The 22,208-nt window shown below is 47.4% G+C and carries 17 protein-coding genes; 6 read left to right on the top strand and 11 right to left on the bottom strand.

Annotated features, from left to right (window positions below; all coding sequences use genetic code 11):
- Nucleotides 1-282: transposase (locus H515_RS0102690; protein ID WP_028901558.1), on the top strand; the 282-nt coding region annotated here is incomplete at its 5' end.
- A gap of 191 nt (nucleotides 283-473) precedes the next feature.
- Here H515_RS0102690 and H515_RS0102685 read toward each other — a convergent pair.
- From H515_RS0102685 to H515_RS0102645, 9 genes are all read right to left on the bottom strand, one after another.
- The gene (locus H515_RS0102685; protein ID WP_028901557.1) at nucleotides 474-3,584 is read right to left on the bottom strand and encodes a type I restriction endonuclease subunit R; all 3,111 of its coding nucleotides are present in this window, start codon (nucleotides 3,582-3,584) and stop codon (nucleotides 474-476) included.
- Between the two features lie 135 nt (nucleotides 3,585-3,719).
- Nucleotides 3,720-4,385, bottom strand: a complete 666-nt coding sequence (locus H515_RS0102680) for a four helix bundle suffix domain-containing protein (RefSeq protein WP_028901556.1) — start codon at nucleotides 4,383-4,385, stop codon at nucleotides 3,720-3,722.
- Nucleotides 4,378-5,622: a restriction endonuclease subunit S gene (locus H515_RS0102675; RefSeq protein ID WP_154653624.1), complete on the bottom strand. Its 1,245-nt coding sequence runs from the start codon at nucleotides 5,620-5,622 to the stop codon at nucleotides 4,378-4,380. Before H515_RS0102675 ends, H515_RS0102680 begins: the two co-directional genes overlap by 8 nt.
- A complete protein-coding gene (locus tag H515_RS0102670; protein WP_025875272.1) occupies nucleotides 5,612-6,448 on the bottom strand; it encodes a BRO family protein in 837 nt (278 codons plus the stop codon). The genes H515_RS0102675 and H515_RS0102670 overlap by 11 nt, the downstream gene beginning before the upstream one ends.
- Complete coding sequence (locus H515_RS12860) at nucleotides 6,445-7,821, bottom strand: type I restriction-modification system subunit M (protein WP_238300082.1); 1,377 nt, start codon at nucleotides 7,819-7,821, stop codon at nucleotides 6,445-6,447. Before H515_RS12860 ends, H515_RS0102670 begins: the two co-directional genes overlap by 4 nt.
- Nucleotides 7,822-7,838: 17 nt before the next feature.
- Nucleotides 7,839-7,991: a type I restriction-modification system subunit M N-terminal domain-containing protein gene (locus H515_RS15340; protein WP_238300083.1), complete on the bottom strand. Its 153-nt coding sequence runs from the start codon at nucleotides 7,989-7,991 to the stop codon at nucleotides 7,839-7,841.
- 457 nt (nucleotides 7,992-8,448) lie between these two features.
- On the bottom strand, nucleotides 8,449-9,765 hold the full coding sequence (locus H515_RS0102655; protein ID WP_025875274.1) for a zinc-dependent metalloproteinase lipoprotein: 1,317 nt from the start codon (nucleotides 9,763-9,765) through the stop codon (nucleotides 8,449-8,451).
- Between the two features lie 12 nt (nucleotides 9,766-9,777).
- Entirely contained in the window at nucleotides 9,778-11,217 is a 1,440-nt protein-coding gene (locus tag H515_RS0102650) for a hypothetical protein (protein ID WP_025875276.1), read from the bottom strand.
- 174 nt (nucleotides 11,218-11,391) lie between these two features.
- Nucleotides 11,392-12,990: a helix-turn-helix domain-containing protein gene (locus tag H515_RS0102645; RefSeq protein ID WP_154653623.1), complete on the bottom strand. Its 1,599-nt coding sequence runs from the start codon at nucleotides 12,988-12,990 to the stop codon at nucleotides 11,392-11,394.
- Nucleotides 12,991-13,426: 436 nt separating this feature from the next.
- On the opposite strand from H515_RS0102645, the gene H515_RS0102640 reads away from it, so the two are divergent.
- Complete coding sequence (locus H515_RS0102640) at nucleotides 13,427-13,852, top strand: lysozyme family protein (RefSeq protein WP_025875279.1); 426 nt, start codon at nucleotides 13,427-13,429, stop codon at nucleotides 13,850-13,852.
- Nucleotides 13,853-14,027: 175 nt separating this feature from the next.
- On the opposite strand, the gene H515_RS0102635 is transcribed toward H515_RS0102640, so the two are convergent.
- Nucleotides 14,028-15,332, bottom strand: a complete 1,305-nt coding sequence (locus tag H515_RS0102635; RefSeq protein WP_028901554.1) for a M64 family metallopeptidase — start codon at nucleotides 15,330-15,332, stop codon at nucleotides 14,028-14,030.
- Between the two features lie 661 nt (nucleotides 15,333-15,993).
- Here H515_RS0102635 and nrdD point away from each other — a divergent pair.
- The 4 genes from nrdD to H515_RS0102610 all read left to right on the top strand — a co-directional run bounded on the left by nrdD (nucleotide 15,994) and on the right by H515_RS0102610 (nucleotide 21,082).
- Nucleotides 15,994-18,138 (top strand): anaerobic ribonucleoside-triphosphate reductase, encoded by a 2,145-nt coding sequence (gene nrdD / locus H515_RS0102625; RefSeq protein WP_028901553.1) that lies wholly within the window; start codon nucleotides 15,994-15,996, stop codon nucleotides 18,136-18,138.
- The gene (nrdG, locus tag H515_RS0102620; protein ID WP_025875283.1) at nucleotides 18,131-18,595 is read left to right on the top strand and encodes an anaerobic ribonucleoside-triphosphate reductase activating protein; all 465 of its coding nucleotides are present in this window, start codon (nucleotides 18,131-18,133) and stop codon (nucleotides 18,593-18,595) included. Before nrdD ends, nrdG begins: the two co-directional genes overlap by 8 nt.
- Before the next feature lie 352 nt (nucleotides 18,596-18,947).
- Entirely contained in the window at nucleotides 18,948-19,649 is a 702-nt protein-coding gene (locus tag H515_RS0102615; protein WP_025875285.1) for an HAD family hydrolase, read from the top strand.
- 269 nt (nucleotides 19,650-19,918) lie between these two features.
- On the top strand, nucleotides 19,919-21,082 hold the full coding sequence (locus H515_RS0102610; RefSeq protein WP_025875287.1) for a replication initiation protein: 1,164 nt from the start codon (nucleotides 19,919-19,921) through the stop codon (nucleotides 21,080-21,082).
- Between the two features lie 92 nt (nucleotides 21,083-21,174).
- On the opposite strand, the gene queG is transcribed toward H515_RS0102610, so the two are convergent.
- Nucleotides 21,175-22,191, bottom strand: a complete 1,017-nt coding sequence (queG, locus tag H515_RS0102605; RefSeq protein WP_025875289.1) for a tRNA epoxyqueuosine(34) reductase QueG — start codon at nucleotides 22,189-22,191, stop codon at nucleotides 21,175-21,177.
- Between the last annotated feature and the right edge of the window lie 17 nt (nucleotides 22,192-22,208).

The following is a 22,208-nucleotide window of genomic DNA, read 5'->3' as shown; positions in this document are numbered from 1 at the left end:
GAACTTACTGATATTTATAATGCCGGAAGCATCAAGGACGCGGCAAGGCTGAAACTGGCAAGATGGTTTAATAAGGTGGAGAAATTGGGGGTGGACAACTTCTATACGGTGATTGACACCTTTAAGAACCATTATGATAGCATACTCAATTTCTTTGTCAACAGAGCCACAAATGCCAATGCTGAATCCTTCAACGCAAAAGTCAAAGCCTTCAGGGCACAGTTCAGGGGAGTAACGGATATTCCTTTCTTCCTTTACAGGCTTATGAAATTATGTGCATGAGGGGAGAGGGGTGCAACTGGGTTTTACGACTGACCCATAAATAGGTAGTGTCCTTAAAAGTGTGTAGGTTTCATTTTTCCCTTTTTTATAGTTTACAAATACAAAGATAAGAAAAAAGGAGCTTACACACTTTTATAGGACAGTACCCGCTGGAAAGAACCAGCCTACCATTTGTCCATTACGCCTTAAAATTATACCGTTCCGCCAATCCCCTTGAATTTCTCGACGAAAGCCACTATCTTTTGGAAAACACTTCGTTTCTTCGTCAGGTATTGCGGATTGAGGGGACTCATCTTTGGAAGGATGGCATTGAGGTCTGTTCCGTTTTCGCTGGCAAACTCATGCTTCAGAGATGTTTGAATATAACGTTTGGCTGCTTCCTCATTCAGCTTTTCTTCCACAATGAGGTTTGCCGCTTCTTTCTTTTGTCGCTTTTGTGCATAAGCGAAGAAGGCTGAAATGATGTCTGCCTTGTCTTGAATAGGCTCAAGGTCCGTGTCGTGAATGAAATCAACCACCAGCCCCTCTTTGGCTCTGTTCCCAATACTCGACCTGATGATTCTGCGCACTTCGTCTATCAGCGCATCTTTGTCTTTTGTTTTCTTGTTGTGTTCAAACACCAGTTCAAGAATATAGTCCAAGTCTATTTCCTGCGATTTGAGCAAGTCTATCTCAAACACGACATCGTCCCAATCTATTTTTGATTCTTCGGGAGTCTGTCCCTCCCTTTCTCTTCTGAACCAGTCTCGAATATCGTTATATGTCGAGCGATAATCTTGCACGGTTCGTTCCTGCAAGACATCCACCTCCATCATTGCTGCCAATTCTTCATCGGTCAAAAAATGGCTGTCTCTGAACACCTCAACAGCATCAAGATTTTCCCTGTCTATCTTCTGCAATTCTTTGAGATAGGTAAACTCATCATAATTTTGCAGAATGTTTTCTATCTTCAGGTAATCACCAAAGAGTTTCACGAAGGCTTTTTTGTCGGCCTCCGTCGTTATCTCGTCCGGTTGTGGGAACTGCTCCTTGAGTTCTCTTACAATATCGACATATCCCTTGCAGGCTTTCCCCGTTGCAATATCCGTGAAGCCTTTGAGATATTCCTCATAGCTTTTCTCCAAGATTACGTTCTTTGTGTTCTTGTCGCCAAACAAGGTGATGGCGTCTATCGTGGCTTGTTCCAAGTCTCTGAACGTAACGATATTGCCAAATGTCTTGGTTGCGTCATAGATTCGGTTGGTTCGAGAGAAGGCTTGCATCAGTCCGTGATAACGCAAGTTTTTGTCCACAAACAAAGTGTTGAGCGTAGGTGCGTCAAAGCCTGTGAGGAACATGCCCACCACGATAAGCAAATCCACCTCCTGATTCTTCACTCGTTCTGCCAAGTTGCGATAGTAGTTTTGAAATTCCTTGCTATCCACCCCGAAGCTCGTTTTGAACAGGGCATTGTAATCATTGATTGCCTTGGTCAGAAACTCTTTGGCACTACTGTCCATGGCTGTGGGTTCAAAGTTTTCTTCCCGAATATCGCCCACGGCATTCTGCTCTTCGTTGGGAGCAAAAGAGAATATCGTGGCTATCTTTAGTTTCTTTTCACTGTTCTTTTGCTGTGCGTTCAGTTCTTCATAATAGAGTTTGGCGGCCTCCACACTGCTCACGGCAAACATGGCATTGAAGCCCTTTCCGCTGCCTTGATTTCGGTGTGTCTTGATTCTAAAGTTCTTCAGGATGTATCGAGAAACTTCCTTTATTCGGTCAGGATGAAGAAAAAGTTTCCTGTTTTCAGCTGCCGTCAATTTCATTTCGTCTTTCTCCGTTTCCAAAGCCTTGAACTGTGGGCGAACATCGTTATAATCCACCTTGAACTTCAACACCTTTTCGTCTCGTATGGCATCCGTGATGACATACGAGTGCAGTTCCCGCCCAAACACGCTCGCGGTAGTCTCTGCCCCCAAGGCGTTTTCGGTGAAGATGGGTGTGCCCGTAAATCCAAATTGATAATATCGCTTAAATTTCTTCTTCAGATTCTTCTGCGCCTCACCGAACTGCGAACGATGGCATTCGTCAAAGATGAAAACCACCTGCTGCTCATAGACGGGCAGCGATGTCTCGCTCTTCATCAGGTTGTTCAGTTTCTGAATGGTCGTTACGATAATCTTGTTGTCGTCTTTTTCAATGTTGCGTTTCAGCCCTGCGGTGCTTTCCGAACCGTTCACGCTGTCGGGCGAGAACCGCTGATATTCCTTCATGGTCTGATAGTCCAAATCCTTGCGATCCACCACAAAGAACACCTTGTCAATAAAATCAAGTTGAGTAGCCAGCCGGGCCGCCTTAAAACTGGTCAGCGTCTTGCCTGAACCCGTAGTGTGCCAAATATAACCACCTCCTTCGGGAGTGCTCCATTGCTTGGCCTGATAGGAACTTTTGATTTTCCATATCAACCGTTCGGTAGCGGCTATCTGATAAGGACGCATGATGAGCAACGTGTCGCCGACGTCAAACACAGAATAGCTGAACAGCACTTGCAGCAGCGTGTTCTTCAGGAAGAACGTTGCCGTAAAATCTTTCAGGTCTTTAATTAAAGTGTTGTCTGCTTTCGCCCAATTCATCGTAAAGTCAAAACTGTTCTTGTCGCGCTTCACGGTGTTGGCAAAATAGCGTGTGTCCGTTCCGTTGGAAATAACGAACATCTGCAAATACTTATACAGTGAACTCTCGCTGTTGAAGCTCTCCTTGCTGTAGCGATGCACCTGATTGAACGCTTCTCGGATGGCCACACCACGTTTTTTCAATTCCACTTGCACCATGGGCAATCCGTTTACCAAGATGGTTACGTCGTAACGATTGGCTTGCGAACCGGTTTGTTCAAACTGGTTGATTACCTGTACCTTGTTTCGGGCAATATTTTTTTTATCAATTAAATATATATTTTGGATATGACCATCGTCAAACGTAAAGTCGTAGGCAGCGCAATTTTCCTGCACCTTGCGCGTCTTGTCCACAATGCCGTCATTGGCTTTGTCCAAATACTCGTCCAAGAAGCGTTGCCATTCCGCATCGGTGAAGACGGTGTTGTTGAGCGTTTGCAGTTGTTTGCGCACATTCGCCACCAAAGCCTGTGGCGTAACGAGCTGTGGCAGATATTCATAGCCTTGGTTCACCAAATCTTCTATCAGCTCACGCTCTAAGGCAGCCTCTGTTTGATAGCCTGTGGGTTGCTCGCCGACTTGCGACAGTTTGGTGTAGCTGTCTAAGACAATAAAGTTTTGCAATTCTGCAATGGTGTTGTAGGTGGTCATGATGATGTTGTTTTTTTTTGTTGTTAGCTGGGGTGGGGAGGTGAGTCTAGGTGTTTCCTAGGTGTTCTAGGTGTTCTAGGTGGATCTAGGTGTTCCTAGTCTTCCCTAGTTTTCCCTAGTTTTCCCCAGTTTTCCCTAGTTTTCCCTATTCTCTCCTTCTAAGCGTTTGAGGCGTTCTTTAAGCGCCTTTATCTCGGCTTTTAATTGTTCATTTTCTCTTTGCAGACGCCTCCTTTCCTCGTCTTGCTGCTTTCGGTAGCCCGTGCGTGCCGCATACATTCGTTCTTTGATGCCCCCTTGCTCCACAAACTGTTTCTCCAAGCTCTTGAGGAAAGAACACATGAGTTTGTCTGTAATATGGCAGAGGGTTAGCAATGCGTTGCAAAACTCTTCTGCCGTCCAGCGTTGGGCGTAAGGCAGATAATCTTTGGGCTGGTTGTGCGTCTTGCAGAATGCGAGCATGGCGTTGTATCTGTCGTGCTTCTCGTTCCATAGTGCCAGGTGGCGTGTATTCAAGTAGTCAGCGTAATCTTCGCGCAGCTCTTGCAATGATGCACGAGCCACGTTCAGCAGTTTTAGCTCCATCTCTGAGGATGTGTTTCCGTCTTCTATTCCTTCTACGATGTTTTGTTTTCCCGACCGCGCCGCTTGCACCATCTGGTCAACCGTTCTGTCACCGTATTTAGGTAAGAACCTTGTGCAGAAGATGTATGTCAGCTGATAGATGGTGTCAGTTTTTTGATAGAAAAACAATTCTTTGTAATCCTTGTACTTTCTAATAATCGTAGTTTCATTAGCCATGATATTTTTCTTTTACTGTGCTGAACGATAGCAGTTGGTTGCGGTAATATTCGTATTGCTTCCTCCGTAGCTCTATCTCCTTGGGCAGTCCCTCGCTGATAGAGTTGGTGAGTGTGTCGAATTTGTCTAATATCTCCACTATCTCACGCTGAACGGAGAGAGGGGGGAGGGGGATTTTTATTTTTGCAAGATCTTTAGCATTCACACGCCTTACTTTTGTTCCTGTGATAAATTTTCTTTTCTGACTTTGGAATAGCTCTGTCTGAAAATAGTATGCAATATATTTTGGATTCATCGTATGGGCATAGAAACACGCATCACTACTAACGGCAATATCTTCATCACCCAGCCACGCCACAGCTTTGCAAACATCTTCATCGTTCTCACTTGTTGTTGCTATAATTAAATCGCCATGTTTGGCTTTTCTTGCTTTTAAGGCAAATTCTTGAGACACAAACGATTTTGTTTTCTTAGCGTATGTGCCATAGTAGGTATAGATTTGACCATAATGGATACAGCCAACACCTGTCGGCGTAAAGTCTTTTTTCTGAAGACCGCTTCCTCTTACAAACGTTCCTATTTCGCCCAATATCATTATCTTTACATCATTTAACTTTTGCCCTCTATTTAATATATCGAAAGACAACAGTTGGTTGCGGTAATACTCATACTGCCGCTTGCGGCAGTCCAGCTCCGCTTCCAGCTCCGCTTCCAGCTCCGCTTCCAGCTCTGTGAACTTATCAAGAATCTCCACTATCCTATGTTGAATATCCAATGATTTTGTAGGATTGTCGGGGCAGGGAATGGGGATTGATATTCCTAAAATATTTGCTGTGTGCAATGCAGGAATGCCAGCACCAAGTTGTTTGCCCATCAAGTTTTCCTGATTCATTTTTAATAAATGATACACATATTTATTATCAACCCTACTTATATTAGGCAGCACAACATAGCAATGAGCATTAGCATAGAATTTTGTTGTAATAAAATTTACGAAACCAGCAGAAGCTCCACCTTGACTGATTATAATTTTGTTTTCACTATAATTGTATTTATCTGTAAAGCCTGAGAATGTTACACCTCCATTATATGCAGGGTATTCTCCACTTTCTGTAAGAAGGCTCTTGTTAAGCTGTTTTCCTTTTTCTATAGTTATAACTTCCCCCAGCTTTTTCCACTCCACGTTTTCTCCATTGAGCAGTTGTTCTATAAAGGTCATTGTTTCTTTATTCTTCATCGTGCTGTGTGTTTTGGGTTAATCTGCGCAACGTGGCGGCATTGTCGCTACTGATTACACTTTTCCCTGTTTGTCGTTCCAACTCCTCTCGTGCCACCTTTGCCACATTCCCACCTTGCTTGGCGATGGTCATGCTCTGGTTGAAAGTGTTTGGATTGTTGGCTTGTGAGATATCTTTGGTAGAGGCTTCTGCCAGCATGTTGAGAATCAATTCGGTACTGGTCATGTTGTCGCGTAGGTTCTGTTTCTTCAATCCCTTGTGTTCCTTGTATTCTTTCACCGTCTTTCCCGACCATGTCTTGGTTAGGATATTGGTTAAGACAGCAAATTCCTTGTTGTCGGTGATGCCAGTGCGTTGCCATTCATCAGTCAGCTCTTTACGAATCTCGATGCTTTTAAGACGTTGGTTAATCCAATCGTCCGAATATCCCAAGCGACGATAGTCTTGCAAGGCTTGCTGTATGCTCAGTTCGGGGTCTTGTATCTGGTCAAGACGCTGGCTTCCCACCTTTGCAAGCCATTGCTTGAAAGGCTCCGCCTTCGGACTTGGCACTGATTGTATCAAGCGAAGAAGCTGCTCTGTATCAGCCACATCGGTTTTGTAATATTTGCCGTCGGCAGACTGCATTTTCAGTTGACTACAATTTGTAGCCAACTCGCTTCCTTCTTTTTTTAGTCTTGTTTTTAACACACTCCAGTATTTGCGTGGATTGGGGCTGTACGTCAGCACAGCAATGACATCCACAATAGAAAAATACCATTTCTCTTCTTCAGCGTCCCAATGGGAACGAACTTGCTTGTTCTCAAATTTCATTAAGTCTTTCATGCCTCTATCTCCTTGATGATTTCATTGATGTCCGCCCGCAGTGCGTCAATGCGCTGCACCGTTTGTGCCACTTCCTCGTTCAGCTTCACGATGTCTATCACCTCGCGCGTGTCCTCCGCCTCTACATACGTGCCAACGGACAGGTTGTAATCGTTCTCGGCTATCGTGTTGTTGTCCACCGAAGTGGCAACATGCTCCACCTCGTCCTTGTTTCCAAAGATGCCGACAATGCGTTCGATGTGTTCGGGCAGCAAGATGTTGTTGTTGGTTTCTTTCTTAAAGAAGGCTTCACCACTGGCATTGATAAACTGGGTGTTGGGCTCCATCTTATGCTTGGAGAGCACCAAGATGTTCACGGCGATGCTCGTGCCGTAAAAAAGATTGGGCGATAGGGCGATGACCGTTTCCACAAAGTTGTTGTCCACCAAATACTTCCTTATCTTCTGTTCCGCTCCTCCACGATAGAAGATGCCGGGGAAGCAGACGATGGCGGCACGCCCGCGCGCAGAGAGATAGCTGAGCGCATGCAGCACAAAAGCAAAGTCGGCTTTCGACTTGGGTGCCAGCACACCGGCAGGTGCAAAGCGGTCGTCGTTGATGAGCGTGGGGTCGTCGCTGCCCACCCAGTTTACCGAATAAGGCGGATTGGAGACAATGGCATCGAAAGGCTTTTCGTCGCCATATTGGGGATGGAGGAGCGTGTCGCCCAAGGCAATGTCGAACTTATCGAAATTGATGTTGTGCAGAAACATGTTCATGCGCGCCAAATTATAAGTGGTATGGTTGATTTCCTGCCCGAAGAAGCCATCCTCTATCAGATGATCGTCAAACTGCTTCTTGGCTTGCAACAATAACGAGCCGGAGCCACAGGCTGGGTCATAAATCTTATTCACTGTTTCTTGCCCATAGATGGCAAGCCGGGCAATCAGATTGGACACGTTCTGCGGTGTGAAGAACTCGCCGCCTGACTTGCCGGCATTGGCGGCATAGTTGGAAATCAGATATTCGTAAGCATCGCCGAAGAGGTCGATTTCATTATCCTCGAAATTGCCGAAATCGAGACTCTCCACCCCCTTGATGACGGCAGCCAACCGTTTGTTCTTCTCCTCAACGGTGTTTCCCAAGCGGTTGCTCGTCGTATCGAAGTCGGCAAAAAGCCCCTTGATGTCGTGTTCAGACGCATAACCATTGGCAGAACTTTCGATGGCATTGAATATCGCTGCCAAATCCGTGTTCAAATCGGGATTGGTGTTGGCTCCCTTGGCGATGTTGCAAAACAGCTGACTGGGATAAATGAAATATCCTTTGGTCTTGGTGGCATCGTCCTTTATCTCAGGCGTGATGAAGTCATCCGGGAGATGAACATAATCCACGCTCTCGTCGCCAGCCTCTATGAGGTGGTGAAATTCTCACTGATGAAGCGATAGAACAGCGTACCCAAAACAAACTGTTTGAAGTCCCAGCCATCTACGGCACCACGCACCTCGTTGGCAATCTTCCAAATGGCGGCTTGCAACTCGTCTCTCTGCTTTATATTTTTCATAATTGTGGTCAGTTTCTTTATTCCTATTTCATTTACAAAGAGACTATTTTATGACGTAAAAACAGCGAAATCTATGGCTTTAATATGAATAGTGTCCTAAAAATTCTTCCTCCATTCCCCAAAAGGCTTAGCACTCACTTTTTAAAAGCTTACCTTCAGCACCGCAAAAGGTCATGAATCGGAGCGCAAAAGCTAAGCTTTTAAATACAGATGAATATTCCGCTGACAATCAGTAGATTACAAAGAGCGTCTCACGATACGGTTTTTGTAAAATAATTTCATGGTACGGGTCAGGTCGAATGTTTGCTATCTGTGTAGGGTTTGAGGAACAGGGGGGAGCGATTTGTCCCTCTATCGAAAAAGAAAGCTCGAATCCCGATTATAAAGGGATTCGAGCAAGATTATTATTTGCTTTCAAGTAGTTACCTGATAGCAGAAATTTCTTTTAATAGTGTGATTACTGACAGATGGCGTGTCGTACGGGCATTTTGAAGTTTCGCTTGGAAACGATTTTCTGTTTAGCTGTGCGAATTTTCGGTCCTGGTACGAACGGACTGTGCAGCAATACGTATTGCATTCTTTTGGCTTGTTCTTCTGTAAATTTGTTTCTGAGCGTCCAATAGTAATCCATTATGTTGTTCGATGTGAACTGTTCGCCTGTAATGCTGTTGGTTCTCAATATCCACTTGTTTACGTCCTCCTGTGTGAATTTTGGATGTGCCAGTTTGTATTTTGAAAGCTCCTTCAGGTATTTCTTACGGTTATAGGTGGGTGTGTCTTTACAGAAGTCGCTGTCTTCGTTGTAGTCGGTTTTCATATTGGCATCTTCTCCAAACACGTGTCTCAGTCCGAGGTAGTGTCCTAATTCGTGAGCGATGGTTGACACGAAGTTGGTGCTTTCGAGGCTGTTTCCAGGTTTGGTGTAAGCGTAGAGGCTGTTTACGCTGACGCAATATGAGATAGGCAATTCGGTCGGCGCAATGTTGTTTGGAAGTTTTTCCAGACCGTCGAGCGTGTCGGGAGCTATGGTGTATGGGAGTGTTGTGACACCGGTTATATCCGGATCAGAGAAGTTGTACAGGCAGATGTTCACGTAGCGGTTTTGATCCCACAACAGGTCTCTGTAGCGTTTTGGAGCAGCTTCTGTATATCCCATGAACCGTTTGTAGTCTATTTTATCGATGTTCCATTGTACTCTGTGTACTCCTGGCTCAGCCATTGTGACCCCATTGGGTGTTTCTGTCGCCATAACGAATTCCACATTGAGGTGAGGTGCGGCTTCTTTCCATATTTTGTTTACATCGGATAGCACTTCTTTCAGGTATCCTTCTCTTAAGTTTTGCTTTTCGTTTTTGGCGTCTCGGTAGATGACATGAAATACGACGGGAAGTTTGTAAGCGTAGTTCTCATCAGGTTTCTGAGCAGTCTCCTGTACTATTTCGATGGTTTTCGTTTGTGTTCCATCTACTGTTGCGAGGGTGAGAATGTCTTTTCGCTCATCTCTGTACAGGTTTTCCGTTATATTGATTTCTACTTCTCGTGTGCCTTCTCCGTTTGTAATTTCAGGAACGGCCCATCCTTGTTTCGATGAGATAGTCCATGCCACGTTTGATGTGACCTTGATGTTTATTTTTGCTCCCTCTACGGGGGCTTTTATTTCTGTTTTGTCAATTTCGAGTATTGAGTTTTGTATTACATTCTCATCTTCGCATGAAGCAAAAAGCATTGCTGTGCCGAGAATCATGAATAGCATGATTTTTCTTATCTGTTTCATAATCGTGTTCGCTTATTTGTTAAAAAATGAATTGTTGATGCTTTTTCGGGGCATGACTTTTCTCAGGATGTTGTTTTTTCTGACTCCGAGGACTCCGGGTTTTGCGTATTGACTGTAGTCGGCAATTCCTGATGTGGGGCCTGTATAGTCAATGGTGATGTGCTTACCCTGTGGTGTTGTCAGATCAGCCTTGACCGTGATGTCTGTTCCCTTGGTGGTAATGGTAATTTTTCCTCCACTCACCAGTCCTATTGACTCATATTCGAGTGCATCGCTGATGCGAGTGTAATACGTTCCTTGTGGGACATACATTCCGAATACTTCTCCGTACAGACCTGCGATGATTGTAAATGGTTGTAGGGTTATGCCAGGGGCGGACGTCACTACCTTGTCGTATGTGCCTGCCAATTTGCTGATGTCCATGGATGGACTGTAAGGTGTAAGCAGTGTGAGGTTAAGTAAATCGCCTGCTCCTGAGATGAATCCGCCTTTGTCGGTGGGCGTGTTGTAGAATGTCAGATTATATGTTCCGTACTGTCCGGCTTTGTCTTTGGAGTAGTTGCCTGACATGTTGGTTGGAACTACGTTCACGTCTTTCTCCAGTGGGTTGTAAACTGCCGGGTCAAGGCAGGTGAATGGGAGCTTTCCGCTGAAGTGGCATTTGATGTTTTTCTCTACGCCGTTGTCTTCAATCTTCAGGTCAGCGTCAAATGTATAGACGTCGTCTTTTGTGCGATCAACTTTTACGTCTCCGTCAACGATTTTGTATTCGTATCCGTTTGATGCCACTCCGTCTTTTACTTCTGTTGCAATTACGAAGTTACAGTTGAAAGCATCGGCTGTGCCTACCTCGTGTCCGTCAGACAAATGATAGGTGCCTGGGGTCAGTTTCGCGTTCCGACTGTCGTTTGAGAGGACGTCGCCTATGAAGAGACGAAGTGCATGGTCGTTCACGCGGGTTGGGAGTCCTGATTTGCTTATGGGGCCATCGGTAAAAGCCAGCATGTAATAGCCTACGTTGTTTTTATAGAAGTCTCCGTAGTATTGTATCCATCCCTCTTTCAACTCTACATCGTAGGCGTATGTTTTTCCAGTTGTGAATGCGAGTGTTGTAGTTTTCACTTCCGTTACGTTGCGTGCTGCTATATAAACGACGTAGTCTTTTTCGGGGAGGAGGTTGTTGATGGTTACTTCCTGTTTCCCGTCTTGCAGCGACAGTGCCTGTCCGTCTTTGAGTATTGTGGCAGGTGTGGGAGCTTTTTCTGTTGCAAGTTGGCAGATGTATGCTCCGGCTTCGGTCGGGTTTCCTTCAACGCTGAACTTGAATGATTCTGTTCCGGTTTCGATGGCAGTTGCCGATAGGTCGGGAATCACTGCCCGTGTTTCGTCTGTTTCGCAGCCTGCCAATGCCAATGCTGTCAGCAGGAGAAATGCATGGATAAAATTTTTCATAAGTGTTTTATTATTATTGTTATGTACGAATCGGATTGTCTGCACGATGGATTGAATGCTGTCTTCGTGCGATGGAACGCTGCGGTTCGTCAGTTACAAAATTAAACAATTATGCTTAAAAGATTAATAAAAAAATGGAAAATTGTGTGACTTTACATAAAAAGTCACACAATTTTAGGCTTTTGTATGTGTTTTTGCTATTTTCTGATAATCTGATGGTGACAATCCAGTAACTCTTTTGAAGGCTCTCGAAAAGCTTTCTCTTGCCTTGAAGCCTACGCTGTGTCCGATGGATTCAAGTGTGAATCGTTGGCTGTTGGTTATATCGTTCATGCGACGGCACGCTTCTTTCACTCTGTATTCGCTCAGGAGCAGAATGAAGGATTGTCCGAACTTTTCGTTGATGACTTGTGATATGTCTTTTTTTCCGGCATGGCATAGTTTTGCCAACTGTTCGATGCTGAAATCCTCGTTGTAGATTTCTTCCGATTCTTTCATTACTTTTTCTATTTTCTGCCTGAGCATGGATTTTCCTTCTTCGTCGAGGTTGCTTTTGCTGTATTTTGGTTTGCCGCCGGCAATTTGTAGTTGCATTCTCTGATAGAGAGTGATGTTTTGATTCTTCAGTCGTCTGTTTTTTCTGAATAGTATAATGAGAAAAGCTATGGTTATGAGTACGATGCCAGCGCTAAGGAGTGCCAATAGGTTTTGCAGTCGGCGTTTTTGTTTTAGGTTGCTCACTTCGTTTGCAAGGCTGCGCACGTTGCTGAGCAGATGGTTGTTTTTCACGCTGTTGAGGTTGTTGGCAATGAGCAGTGAGTCTCGATTTCTGTAGTATGCCAGTTGGTATCGGTCGGCGCTTTCTTTCTTTCCTTTTTCGTTAAACAGTGCGCAGAGCAGTTTGTCGGCATCGGTTTCCACGTCTTTCAGTTTCATGGTTCTGCCCATTTGTTCCAGTTTCAGGGAGTAGGCGAGTGCTGAGTCTGGTTGTCCAGCCATTTTATATATGCTTGCTATGTGCCAGCATGAGGCGCATCGCAGGCGATCGTCTATGCTGTTCCTTCCGTATTTCATTTGTTTTTTCAATATGGCGGTGGCTTCTGCGTAGCGTTTTTTTTGTAGCGCTCTGACCACTTTCAGCATCATTCGGGCATATTGCTGGTGTGGTGTGGGCTTGGTGATGTGTGTTTGTTCAAACAAGTCGGTCTGCTTCCTGAATGCGTTGATGTTTTCTTTTTCCAGTCCGAAGTTCCAGAAGTTGATGAACGAGGACACCATGTTTGTCCAGTCTTTCATCTGGAGTGCCTTGTTGAAAGCCTTTCGGTAGTAGTGGCGTGCCGCTTCGACGTTGTTTGCCGATGGGAAGCATACGGCATAAAGGCTATAGAGGTGTCCCATGTTTTGATTGATGGAAATGCGCAGTTTTTCGTCTTCGCAATATTGGTTAGCTTTTATGAGGCACTCCATGGCACTGGCGTAGTCGAAAAGATAGAACATATAGATGAATCCGCTTCGGTTGTAGCCTATGGCGATGTAGCGTTTTTCCTCGGTGGTAAGTCGTTTTTTGTGTTGGAGTTTAGTGATTAGCATGATGTTGTAAATCAGTGCGCTGTCAGGGCGGTTGCCTACAACGAGCGCAGCGTCTGCCATGTTTAGCAGTTGTCTTTCTGTCATTTTTGTTTTCAGCCCGCTCCAGTCCTCGTTTTGCGCATGAATCAATGGCAGTGTAAGGAGCAGAAGGCACAGGATGATGCTATAGCGTTTCCAGTTCATATTGCAAAGATACAACTTTATATTGAATGCGAGATGGATATCTATTTCAAAAAACGCTCTTTCCCTTTCTATTATGGTGTTGTCTGCCGTGCCTCCTCTTTGTCTCTTCTCATTCGGTTGTTGTGTTTGTGCTGGTTTGGGTGAAATTGTGGGGTTGTCGGCTTTGTTGACTTTCCGAAAGCTGGGGGTTGTTTCTAAGCGAAATATTGTAACAGCCAAGTTTTTTTAGTTTTTTTTAAATAAATTATTGTGCATGGGGGTGTATCTATAAGTTTGTTAAGAGTTGCTTAATTCCTTGATTGTCAATATTGATTTATGTAACTTTGCACCGCTAACATGAAGCTGAGACACGGTAGTAACTCTTTTCTCACATAGGAACGTGTCGTTAATCTTACCTCTTTTTTGTGGTACGGTTTCAGGCTTCGGAAAATTATAAATGATGAGAATTATAAAGAAAGCAAGTATTGTTTTATTTTTTATCATGGCATTCGTCTCTCTTCGAGCAGAGGCTGCCACAGAATTAGGAAAGTTTGATTGGAATCCAGTGATGGATGCGATTATTAAGGTTGAGAGCAGGGGTAACGCACGGGCTGTGAATGGGCGCTATGTAGGTGTTTTACAGATATCTCCTATTTTGGTTCGTGAGTGCAATAACATTCTGAAGAGTCGTGGTCAGCGTAAGCGTTTTTCGCTTGCTGACCGTTTTAGTCCTTCCAAATCGCGCGAGATGTTTGTTTTAATTCAGTCTGTCCACAATCCGAGCAATAGTATTGAGAAGGCCATTCGTTTGTGGAGTGGTGGCATTCGTTATAGTGTTAGCAAGACGCAGCGCTATTTAAGAACGGTGATGAGTCATATGTAGTTTCAAGTTGAATACAGACAAGTCCGGCTATTGCTTTGCGGTAGCCGGACTTGTTGTTTTTGTTTGGTCAGCTTTCACGGGCTGAAAGGTCAGCTTTTGGTGAGTGAAAGGTGACCTTTTGGTTGGCGATTGCTTTTGAACGGATTTTCCTGAGTTGTTGCGTCCTTGTTTGTTCCTATTGTTTGTCGGTGTAGAAGTTGATCATGCGTGTGATGGCACGTTGGCATACGGGGCAGAACTCTGGGTTTTCGTTGGTGCGCATTCGGCAGTCGGGGTAGGGTCGGTAAACTCCGTGCTGTGAATAGCCTGCTGGCTCGTAAGCACCTGTTTCCCAATGCGTTTTCTTTGCATTGGGTTGTCCGAGCGTTGCGGGCTGTGGGGTTGGTACGGGTGTCTTCTCTTTCACCATGTCGGCCCACTTACTGTTGAAATCTACGAGTGTAGTCAGGTTGGGTTCCCATGGTTCGATGTCGTGTGGGTACATCGGAATTTCCTCTTTCCCATAGGCGTATTCGTCGCCGAGCCCAGCGAAGGAATGGCCGAACTCATGCACGACGACGGGTTTGAATGCCGGGTGGTGAGTCATCGACAAGTTGTAGGAGTTGAGTATGCCTCCGCCCCCGTAGTTGTTGGTGTTCACCAGCACGATGATGTGTTCGTATGGGGTTCCCGCGAGCCAGTCGTGGAGGTCTTTCAGGTGGAGTGTCGTCAGGTATCTGTCGCTGTAGAAGGTGTTGAAGTTGGAGTGCAGTGCGGTGTTTTTCCATATTCCCCTGCCGGGTTCCGATGTTCCGCTCTCTTCTGACGTTGCTTTGACTGCCACGATGTTGAATCTGCTTCTCATCGACTTGAACGGTTCGTGTGCGAAGAGAGCCTCCATTGCCGTGCGGCAGTCGTCGATGAACACGGGCATCTCGCTTTCTGTGTATCCCTCGGCCACGTATGCGATGTGGATGCAGCGTGTTGTGTCGGCTGCCTGTTGGAGTGTCTCGTAGGGGGTGACGGCCTTCTCGCCAATCCTTCGTATGAGTATGTCGGCTGGGGCTACGGTGTGGGTGAGCGTTGCCATGGTCTGCCGTCGGTTGTTCTTCAGGTTAAGGGTGACGTCGATGGTGTCTTTGGGGTAGGGCACGAGGAAAACGTTTTGAAAGGCCTTGGTGCTTGTCTTTGCTTCGTCGTAGGAGAGCCACTCTTGGAAAAGTGTTGAGAAGGAGTTGCGGTAGATGGCGCGTTGCGAACGGTGGTCGCGCACGGTTATCTGGCCGTTTCCCTCGACTGGCAGTTCAGCCAACCGTTGTCGCTTGCCGTACCATCGTGGTATTTTGCACAGCTCATCGACGGCGATGGCCTGGCTTTTGGCGTTGCCCGTAAAGGTATAGTCGATGCGTAGCGTTGCGTCGGTGAAGTAATGCTGAAATTCCTGTGCCCCGATTGTCAGGCAGCTGATGAGCGCAATGACTAGTGATATTGTTTTTTTCATTTGTTCTGTTTTTTCTTGGTAAGACTTCTTGCCTACAAAGTAACGAATTTTCCGCCGAACGACCAAACTTTGCTGTCGTGTATTTGTCTTTTTCGTGGTGCGCGTTAGAAGAGAGGGTCCAGATCGTATCAGCAATGACATTGTGAAAGCTGACCTTTTGCCGCACAAAAGCTGAGGTATCGCGTGGTGAAAGGTGAGCTTTCGTTTTGCCGGTCCGTTGCTATACCAATCGCAAGCTCCTTGTCGGTTGAGCCGTAGCACAGTTGTCGGACGCTCTTTGGGAAATAAGTTTTGGTAAACTTTTTTGCTTTGAGATTTCCAAAAGTTTCCATTTTTGTATCACTTCTGCGTCGGATATTTCTCTTTTCTATCCCCATTTTTTATTATTCTGTGTGCATCAATAAGTTTAATGTAAAAATTTAAACCATTGAATAATAAATAGTTACTAAGAAAATGCAAGTTTTAATAGAAAAAATCTATTATTTTTTCTCTTCATTTTTCTTTCATTTAATCAAACTTTTAAATATCTTTGCAACTGATAAAAGTTATCTAAAAAGAAAATTTATTTCAAAGTTTGGAGCTGAAAGTTCACAATTAATTTAACCAATTCGACCCTTACTCCGGACTTTGTTTACTCTAATAAAGATATTTAAACTAAACAATGGAAATCAAAAACTTTACAATCACCAAGCGTGACGGAACAAAGGAGCGTTTTTCGCTCGACAAAATCATGAATGCCATTGTCAAGGCATTCGAAAGTGTCAACGAACCCACTGACTTGGGTACGGTATCGAAAGTGTTGGCTGACCTCGACATCCACAATGACATCAAGGTGGAAGACATTCAGAACCAAGTGGAAGAAGCACTGATGAAGGAAGGCTACTACAACGTTGCCAAGAGCTTCATCGTCTATCGTCAGCAACACACCGAAGATCGTGAGGTGCTTGAGAAAATGCGCTTTCTGACCGACTATTGCAAGGCCGAGAACGCAGCGACAGGCTCAAAGTTCGACGCCAATGCCAACGTGGAGCACAAGAACATCGCAACACTCATCGGCGAGTTGCCCAAGCAAGGCTTCATCAGACTCAACCGCCGTTTGCTCACCGACCGCATCAAGAAGATGTATGGCAAAGACCTCTCCAACGAATACCTCGACTTGCTGAACCACCACTTTATATATAAGAACGACGAGACCAACCTCGCCAACTACTGTGCCTCGATAACCATGTACCCGTGGCTCATCGGCGGCACGACATCCATCGGCGGCAACTCCACGGCTCCCACCAATCTGAAAAGCTTCTGCGGCGGATTCATCAACATGGTGTTCATGGTTTCGAGCATGCTCGCTGGCGCATGTGCTACCCCTGAGTTCCTCATGTACATGAATTACTTCATCCAATTGGAGTACGGCAAAGACTACTGGAAGCACCCAGACCAAGCAGCCGACCTGAGTTTGAAGAAGCGCACCATCGACAAGATCATCACCGACTACTTCGAACAAATCGTCTATTCGCTCAACCAGCCCACCGGCGCACGCAACTATCAAGCCGTGTTCTGGAACATCTCCTACTATGACAAGTACTATTTTGAGTCACTCTTCGGCAATTTCTACTTCCCCGACGGCTCACAGCCCGATTGGGAGGGTGTGTCGTGGCTGCAAAAGCGATTCATGCGCTGGTTTAACCAAGAGCGTACCAAAGCCGTGCTGACCTTCCCCGTAGAGACCATGGCACTGTTGGCCGACAATGGCGAGTGCCGCGATGCCGAATGGGCCGATTTCGCCGCACAGATGTATGCCGACGGACACAGCTTCTTCACCTACATGAGCGACAATGCCGACTCGCTGAGCTCATGCTGCCGTCTGCGAAACGAGATTCAAGACAACGGATTCTCCTACACCCTGGGCGCCGGAGGAGTGTCAACGGGGTCGAAGAGCGTGCTGACCATCAACCTGAACCGCTGCATACAGTATGCCGTCAACCACCAACTCGACTACAAGGAATACCTGTCGCACATCATTGACCTCTGCCACAAAGTGCAACTGGCCTACAACGAGAACCTCAAGGACCTGCTCCGGAGCGGCATGCTGCCACTGTTCGACGCCGGATACATCAACATCGACCGCCAGTACCTCACCATCGGCATCAACGGACTTGTGGAGTCAGCCGAGTTTATGGGTATCGACATCACGCCAAACGACACCTACAAGGAATTCGTTCAGGGCGTACTCGGCCTCATTGAGAAACACAACAAGGCATATCGCACCAAGGAAGCTATGTTCAACTGCGAGATGATACCAGCCGAGAACGTAGGAGTGAAGCACGCTAAGTGGGACAAGGCAGACGGATACTTCGTTCCGCGCGACTGCTACAACAGCTATTTCTACCGCGTTGAGGACGACTCGCTCACCATACTCGACAAGTTCCGCCTTCATGGGGCACCCTACATCGAGCATCTCACAGGCGGTTCGGCGCTGCACATGAACCTCGACGAGCACCTCACTCAACCACAGTACCGACAACTCTTCAGAGTGGCCGCACAAGAGGGCTGCAACTACTTCACGTTCAACATCCCCAACACCATCTGCAATGAATGCGGACACATCGATAAGCGCAATCTCAAGGAGTGTCCACACTGCCATTCGACCAACGTTGACTACCTCACGCGAATCATCGGCTACATGAAGCGCGTCAGCAACTTCTCGGCGGCACGACAAGTAGAGGCGAGTCACCGCTACTATGCTACCCCGGCGAAATTCGACGTCGATGTGAAGTGCAAGGAAGAAGTCACCGTCGAGCATGCTTAAGTACGTCAATACCGACATCGTCTTTCAGGAATTCCCCGATGAGGTGACACTGGCCATCAACCTTTCCAACTGTCCTTGCCACTGTCCGGGCTGCCACAGCTCGTATTTGTGGAAGGACGTCGGACAGCCGCTGACCCCTCGCTCCATCGAAGATTTCCTACGCGATGTGGGGCATGTGCGACTCACCTGCGTTGGATTGATGGGGGGCGACGCTGAGCCAGAGGCTGTCGATGCGGTGGCCAGCTATATACGTGCGAAACACCCACAACTGAAAGTCGGTTGGTACACAGGGCGGACCACAATCTCGCCATCCATCGACAAAAGGCACTTCGACTACATCAAGGTGGGGCCCTATCTCCGTCATTTGGGCGGGCTCGACAGTCGCCGTACCAACCAACGCATGTTCCGCATCACACCATCCGGTATTCAAGACATCACCTCCCGTTTCTGGAGGTGATGCCTTTTTTTTATGCCACGTCTTCACACGATGTTCATATCTTCGTCAACGGCAATTCACAGGCCGTTAACCACTTCTTAACAAACAAGTGATAACTTTGCGACAGATTAATATTCATCTTACAACTGAGGATTGCTCACAAACATAAATAGACATGAGACATTTCAATTTCGTAAGACTGCTCGAATCCATCCGCTTCCTTGTGGCACTCTTCACACGTGGCAGCAGGATGACGAGCAAGATGTAGCACGGTGGCGGCTCAACTGCCACACGTGAAGAGACACCCCTGTCGGGCCAAAACCTGACGGGGCTTTTTTTGCATCGTCGTAAAATGTTTTGTACATTTGCAGCCATGAAACTCAAAGAGATAATCAGACTGTTGGCCTTCGATGCCGACGACACGCTCTGGGACTGCCAAACTTATTTCGACGCTGTGGAGCGGGAATACTGTCAGATACTGTCGGCCTACGGCAGCGCAACGGCCATATCGGAGGCGCTCTTCGCCGTCGAGACCGCCAATATGCCCTTGCTCGGCTATGGGTGCAAAGCCTTCGTGCTTTCGCTCGTCGAGAACGCAATAACCGTGAGCAACGGCACGATTGCGGCTACCGACATAGCACGGATAACGCAGCTGGGAAGGTCGCTTCTCGAACTACCGGGAGAGCCACTGGTAGGGGTTGAGCCCACGCTGGGGCAGCTCCGTAAGACGGGCAGATACAAAATGGTGGTGTTCACCAAAGGCGAGTTGCTCGATCAGGAGAACAAGTTGCGCCGCTCACGTCTGGAACGCTATTTCGATGACGTCGTGATAGTTTCCGACAAGACACCGGAGGCTTATCGTCGGCTGTGCCGTCGGTTCGGCTGCCAGATTAACGAGCTGCTGATGGTGGGCAACTCGTTCCGCTCCGACATCAGTCCCGTACTGCAACTCGGCGGATATGCCATCCACATTCCCCATCATGCAGTATGGCAGCACGAGGTTGCGGAGGAATATGCCCACGAAAGGCTGCTGACAGTCAACAGCTTTGCCGACATATTGCCACATCTCGATTGAGTGGTTTTGTAATCAGTTGAAAACCAGCGCGATAGCAAAGACGTAGTGAAAGCTGACCTTTCGTCGTGTGAAAGCTTACCTTTTGGGCGGTGAAAGGTGAGGTTTCGCCAACCGTCGCTGACGTGTTGCGACAAAAGAATGGAAAATAGTCGCCAAATTCGCATTTATCTGAAAAACTTTGATTATCTTTGCAGAATAAGTAGGTGGCTACGAGGAGTTGCTCCGGCAACGTTTCCGCCGCATATCCTGACAAATCATACTCCCAATTTATGGCAACGACCGGTGATAAAAAGAGGAAGGCTGCATCAACAGCCATCAAGACAACACGCAAGAGAGGTGCGAAGGCGCAGAAAGCTCCCGTGAAGAGGGGCATTTCCGACGAGCTGATTCCCATCGAGGAGGAGACATGGCTGCTGCAACCCATAGCCGTGACGATGATGCGCCATGACTATTCGCTCATTCAGGTGCGCATTCTCGTGTCGATTGTCGAGAGTCTGCAGAACATCCTTCACGGAATACTCAACAACAAGCGGTCGCCGCAGTTGGCACTCTTCCAGACCAACGAGCTGGATGAGGACGGACGGATGCCCATCAAGTTGCCGTTCAAGGAACTGGGGGTTGACCCTAACCACTATCCGCAGCTGCGAAACTCGCTCAAGATGTTAGCTTCGATTCCCGTGGAGATTCCCTACAAGACCACCGAGGGGCGCAAATACACGAAAGCTACCAACCTTTGCGACGTGTATATCCCAGAGGATCGCTCGTACAACAAGTACGCCATATTGAAGCTCGACCGATCAGTGGCTGAGCGACTCGTGTCGCTCGACTTCGGTTATCACAGGCTTGGAAAGCAGATAGTCTTTGCTTGCAAGAACCGTTACACCCAACGCATCTACATGTTCATTGAGTCGTGGATAGACAAGGGGCGGACGGTCATCAAGACTTACGAGTTCCGCAAGATGCTGAGGCTGGAGAACAACTACAAGAAGTTTTCCGATTTCTGCCGACGAGTGCTCGATCCTGCCAAGCAAGAGCTGAAGGAACTGGCCGACAAGGGCTTCTGCGACTGCTATTTCGAGTACGAAAAGAAGTACGACCGTGGGCAACGGGGTGGCGAACCCGATGAGCTGGTGTTCATTATCTACCGTGCCAAGGACAAGATGAAGGCCCAACTGGAGCAGATGAACGACATGCAGCGCCGCCAATTCCAACAGATGCTGGTGCAGTATTTCGACTTCACGCCGATGAATGCCAAGCAGATGGCCGACAGAATCACGGCCGAGACTTATCCGGAGGCCATGCAGAAACTCATCGACCTCAGGCAGCGGTTCGCCACTTCCTATATCAACGACAAGGCTGCCTACACGTTCAAGAGTCTCGACAAGATGCTCAAGGACTACGAGGTGCCCAACACCGAGGTGGAAGAAGTGTGAGGCCGGGTGTCGGGCAACTTGCTTCCTTCAATCATTTTCTCATTTTCTTTTCGATGATTCGTTCCACAGGACAGGATGTCCGTGGTGTCGTGTCAGTGTTTTTCGCGTGGTTTCGTCGCGTCGATATTCCTCTTCAGTCCCTCATATTTTGCCCTTTTCACGGCCGATCCCTTGAACAGCGCACGGTATTGCTCAACGGTCAGCGCATGCCAGTCGTCCTTTGTCATTCTGAGTAGTTCAGGTTTGGGCTGCAAAGCTGGCTCCGTGTTGGGCATTGCAAAGCGATTCCACGGACAAGCCTGCTGACAGCGGTCGCAACCGTAGATGGTATCGCCCATGTTGCTTCGTGCCTCGTCCGACAGTTCGCCACGGTTCTCGATGAGTTGGTAGGACAGGCATCGGGCGGCATCAAAGCCAATTTCATCGGTGAGGGCATGGGTGGGACAGGCGTCGATGCACCGGTGGCAGCCGCCGCAGTGGTTCGCCATCGGCTTGTCGTAGGCATCGAGTTCGAAGGGGAGGAAAATCTCACCCAGAAAGAACATCGAGCCTGCACGGGGGATGATGAGCTGGTGGTTCTTTCCTATCCAGCCGATGCCCGCTTTCCAAGCCCAGTAGCGCTCAAGCACAGGTGCCGTGTCAACGAAGATGCGTATTTCGCCCTCGGTCGCTGGCTCGCCCGTTTCCAAAGGGTGGGGGATGAGGCTGCCTGCCAGTTCTCTCAGTCTGTCCTTCATCAGCTCGTGATAGTCCTGTCCATAGGCATAGGCCGCCAGTTGGTATTCCCCATCGGGCATTGGGCGGGCCGGCGCATAGTTCATGGCCAGTGACAGGATGGTCTTCACTCCAGGGACGAGCAGCCGTGGGTCGAGCCTTTTCTCAGTGTAGTTGGCCATGTAAGCCATGTCGGCTTGGCTTCCCTTGTCGAGCCATGACCTGACGGTGGCCGCAGTCTTGGCATCGACGGCCTCGGCACGGGCCGCTCCACAAGCGAAAAAGCCGAGACGTTGTGCCTCGGCTTTGATGTCGTTGAGTTGAAGCTGAGCCTTTTGCGGACTTTTGCTGTCCTGTCGGCTCGCTGTTGTTGTGTGCCTGTTGTCGTCTGCCATCTTCTCAGTTTGTCAAT

It is taken from the genome of Prevotella corporis DSM 18810 = JCM 8529 (assembly GCF_000430525.1).
GTDB lineage: Bacteria > Bacteroidota > Bacteroidia > Bacteroidales > Bacteroidaceae > Prevotella > Prevotella corporis.
The sequence above is the reverse complement of the archived record's forward strand: the minus strand, read 5'-3'. Positions and strand labels throughout refer to the sequence as shown.

Coding starts and splice junctions, on each gene's coding strand:
- H515_RS0102685 (WP_028901557.1), bottom strand. CDS start 3,584: ATGACCACCTACAACACCATTGCAGAATTGCAAAACTTTATTGTCTTA.
- H515_RS0102680 (WP_028901556.1), bottom strand. CDS start 4,385: ATGGCTAATGAAACTACGATTATTAGAAAGTACAAGGATTACAAAGAA.
- H515_RS0102675 (WP_154653624.1), bottom strand. CDS start 5,622: ATGAAGAATAAAGAAACAATGACCTTTATAGAACAACTGCTCAATGGA.
- H515_RS0102670 (WP_025875272.1), bottom strand. CDS start 6,448: ATGAAAGACTTAATGAAATTTGAGAACAAGCAAGTTCGTTCCCATTGG.
- H515_RS15340 (WP_238300083.1), bottom strand. CDS start 7,991: ATGAAAAATATAAAGCAGAGAGACGAGTTGCAAGCCGCCATTTGGAAG.
- H515_RS0102655 (WP_025875274.1), bottom strand. CDS start 9,765: ATGAAACAGATAAGAAAAATCATGCTATTCATGATTCTCGGCACAGCA.
- H515_RS0102650 (WP_025875276.1), bottom strand. CDS start 11,217: ATGAAAAATTTTATCCATGCATTTCTCCTGCTGACAGCATTGGCATTG.
- H515_RS0102645 (WP_154653623.1), bottom strand. CDS start 12,990: ATGAACTGGAAACGCTATAGCATCATCCTGTGCCTTCTGCTCCTTACA.
- H515_RS0102640 (WP_025875279.1), top strand. CDS start 13,427: ATGATGAGAATTATAAAGAAAGCAAGTATTGTTTTATTTTTTATCATG.
- H515_RS0102635 (WP_028901554.1), bottom strand. CDS start 15,332: ATGAAAAAAACAATATCACTAGTCATTGCGCTCATCAGCTGCCTGACA.
- nrdD (WP_028901553.1), top strand. CDS start 15,994: ATGGAAATCAAAAACTTTACAATCACCAAGCGTGACGGAACAAAGGAG.
- nrdG (WP_025875283.1), top strand. CDS start 18,131: ATGCTTAAGTACGTCAATACCGACATCGTCTTTCAGGAATTCCCCGAT.
- H515_RS0102615 (WP_025875285.1), top strand. CDS start 18,948: ATGAAACTCAAAGAGATAATCAGACTGTTGGCCTTCGATGCCGACGAC.
- H515_RS0102610 (WP_025875287.1), top strand. CDS start 19,919: ATGGCAACGACCGGTGATAAAAAGAGGAAGGCTGCATCAACAGCCATC.
- queG (WP_025875289.1), bottom strand. CDS start 22,191: ATGGCAGACGACAACAGGCACACAACAACAGCGAGCCGACAGGACAGC.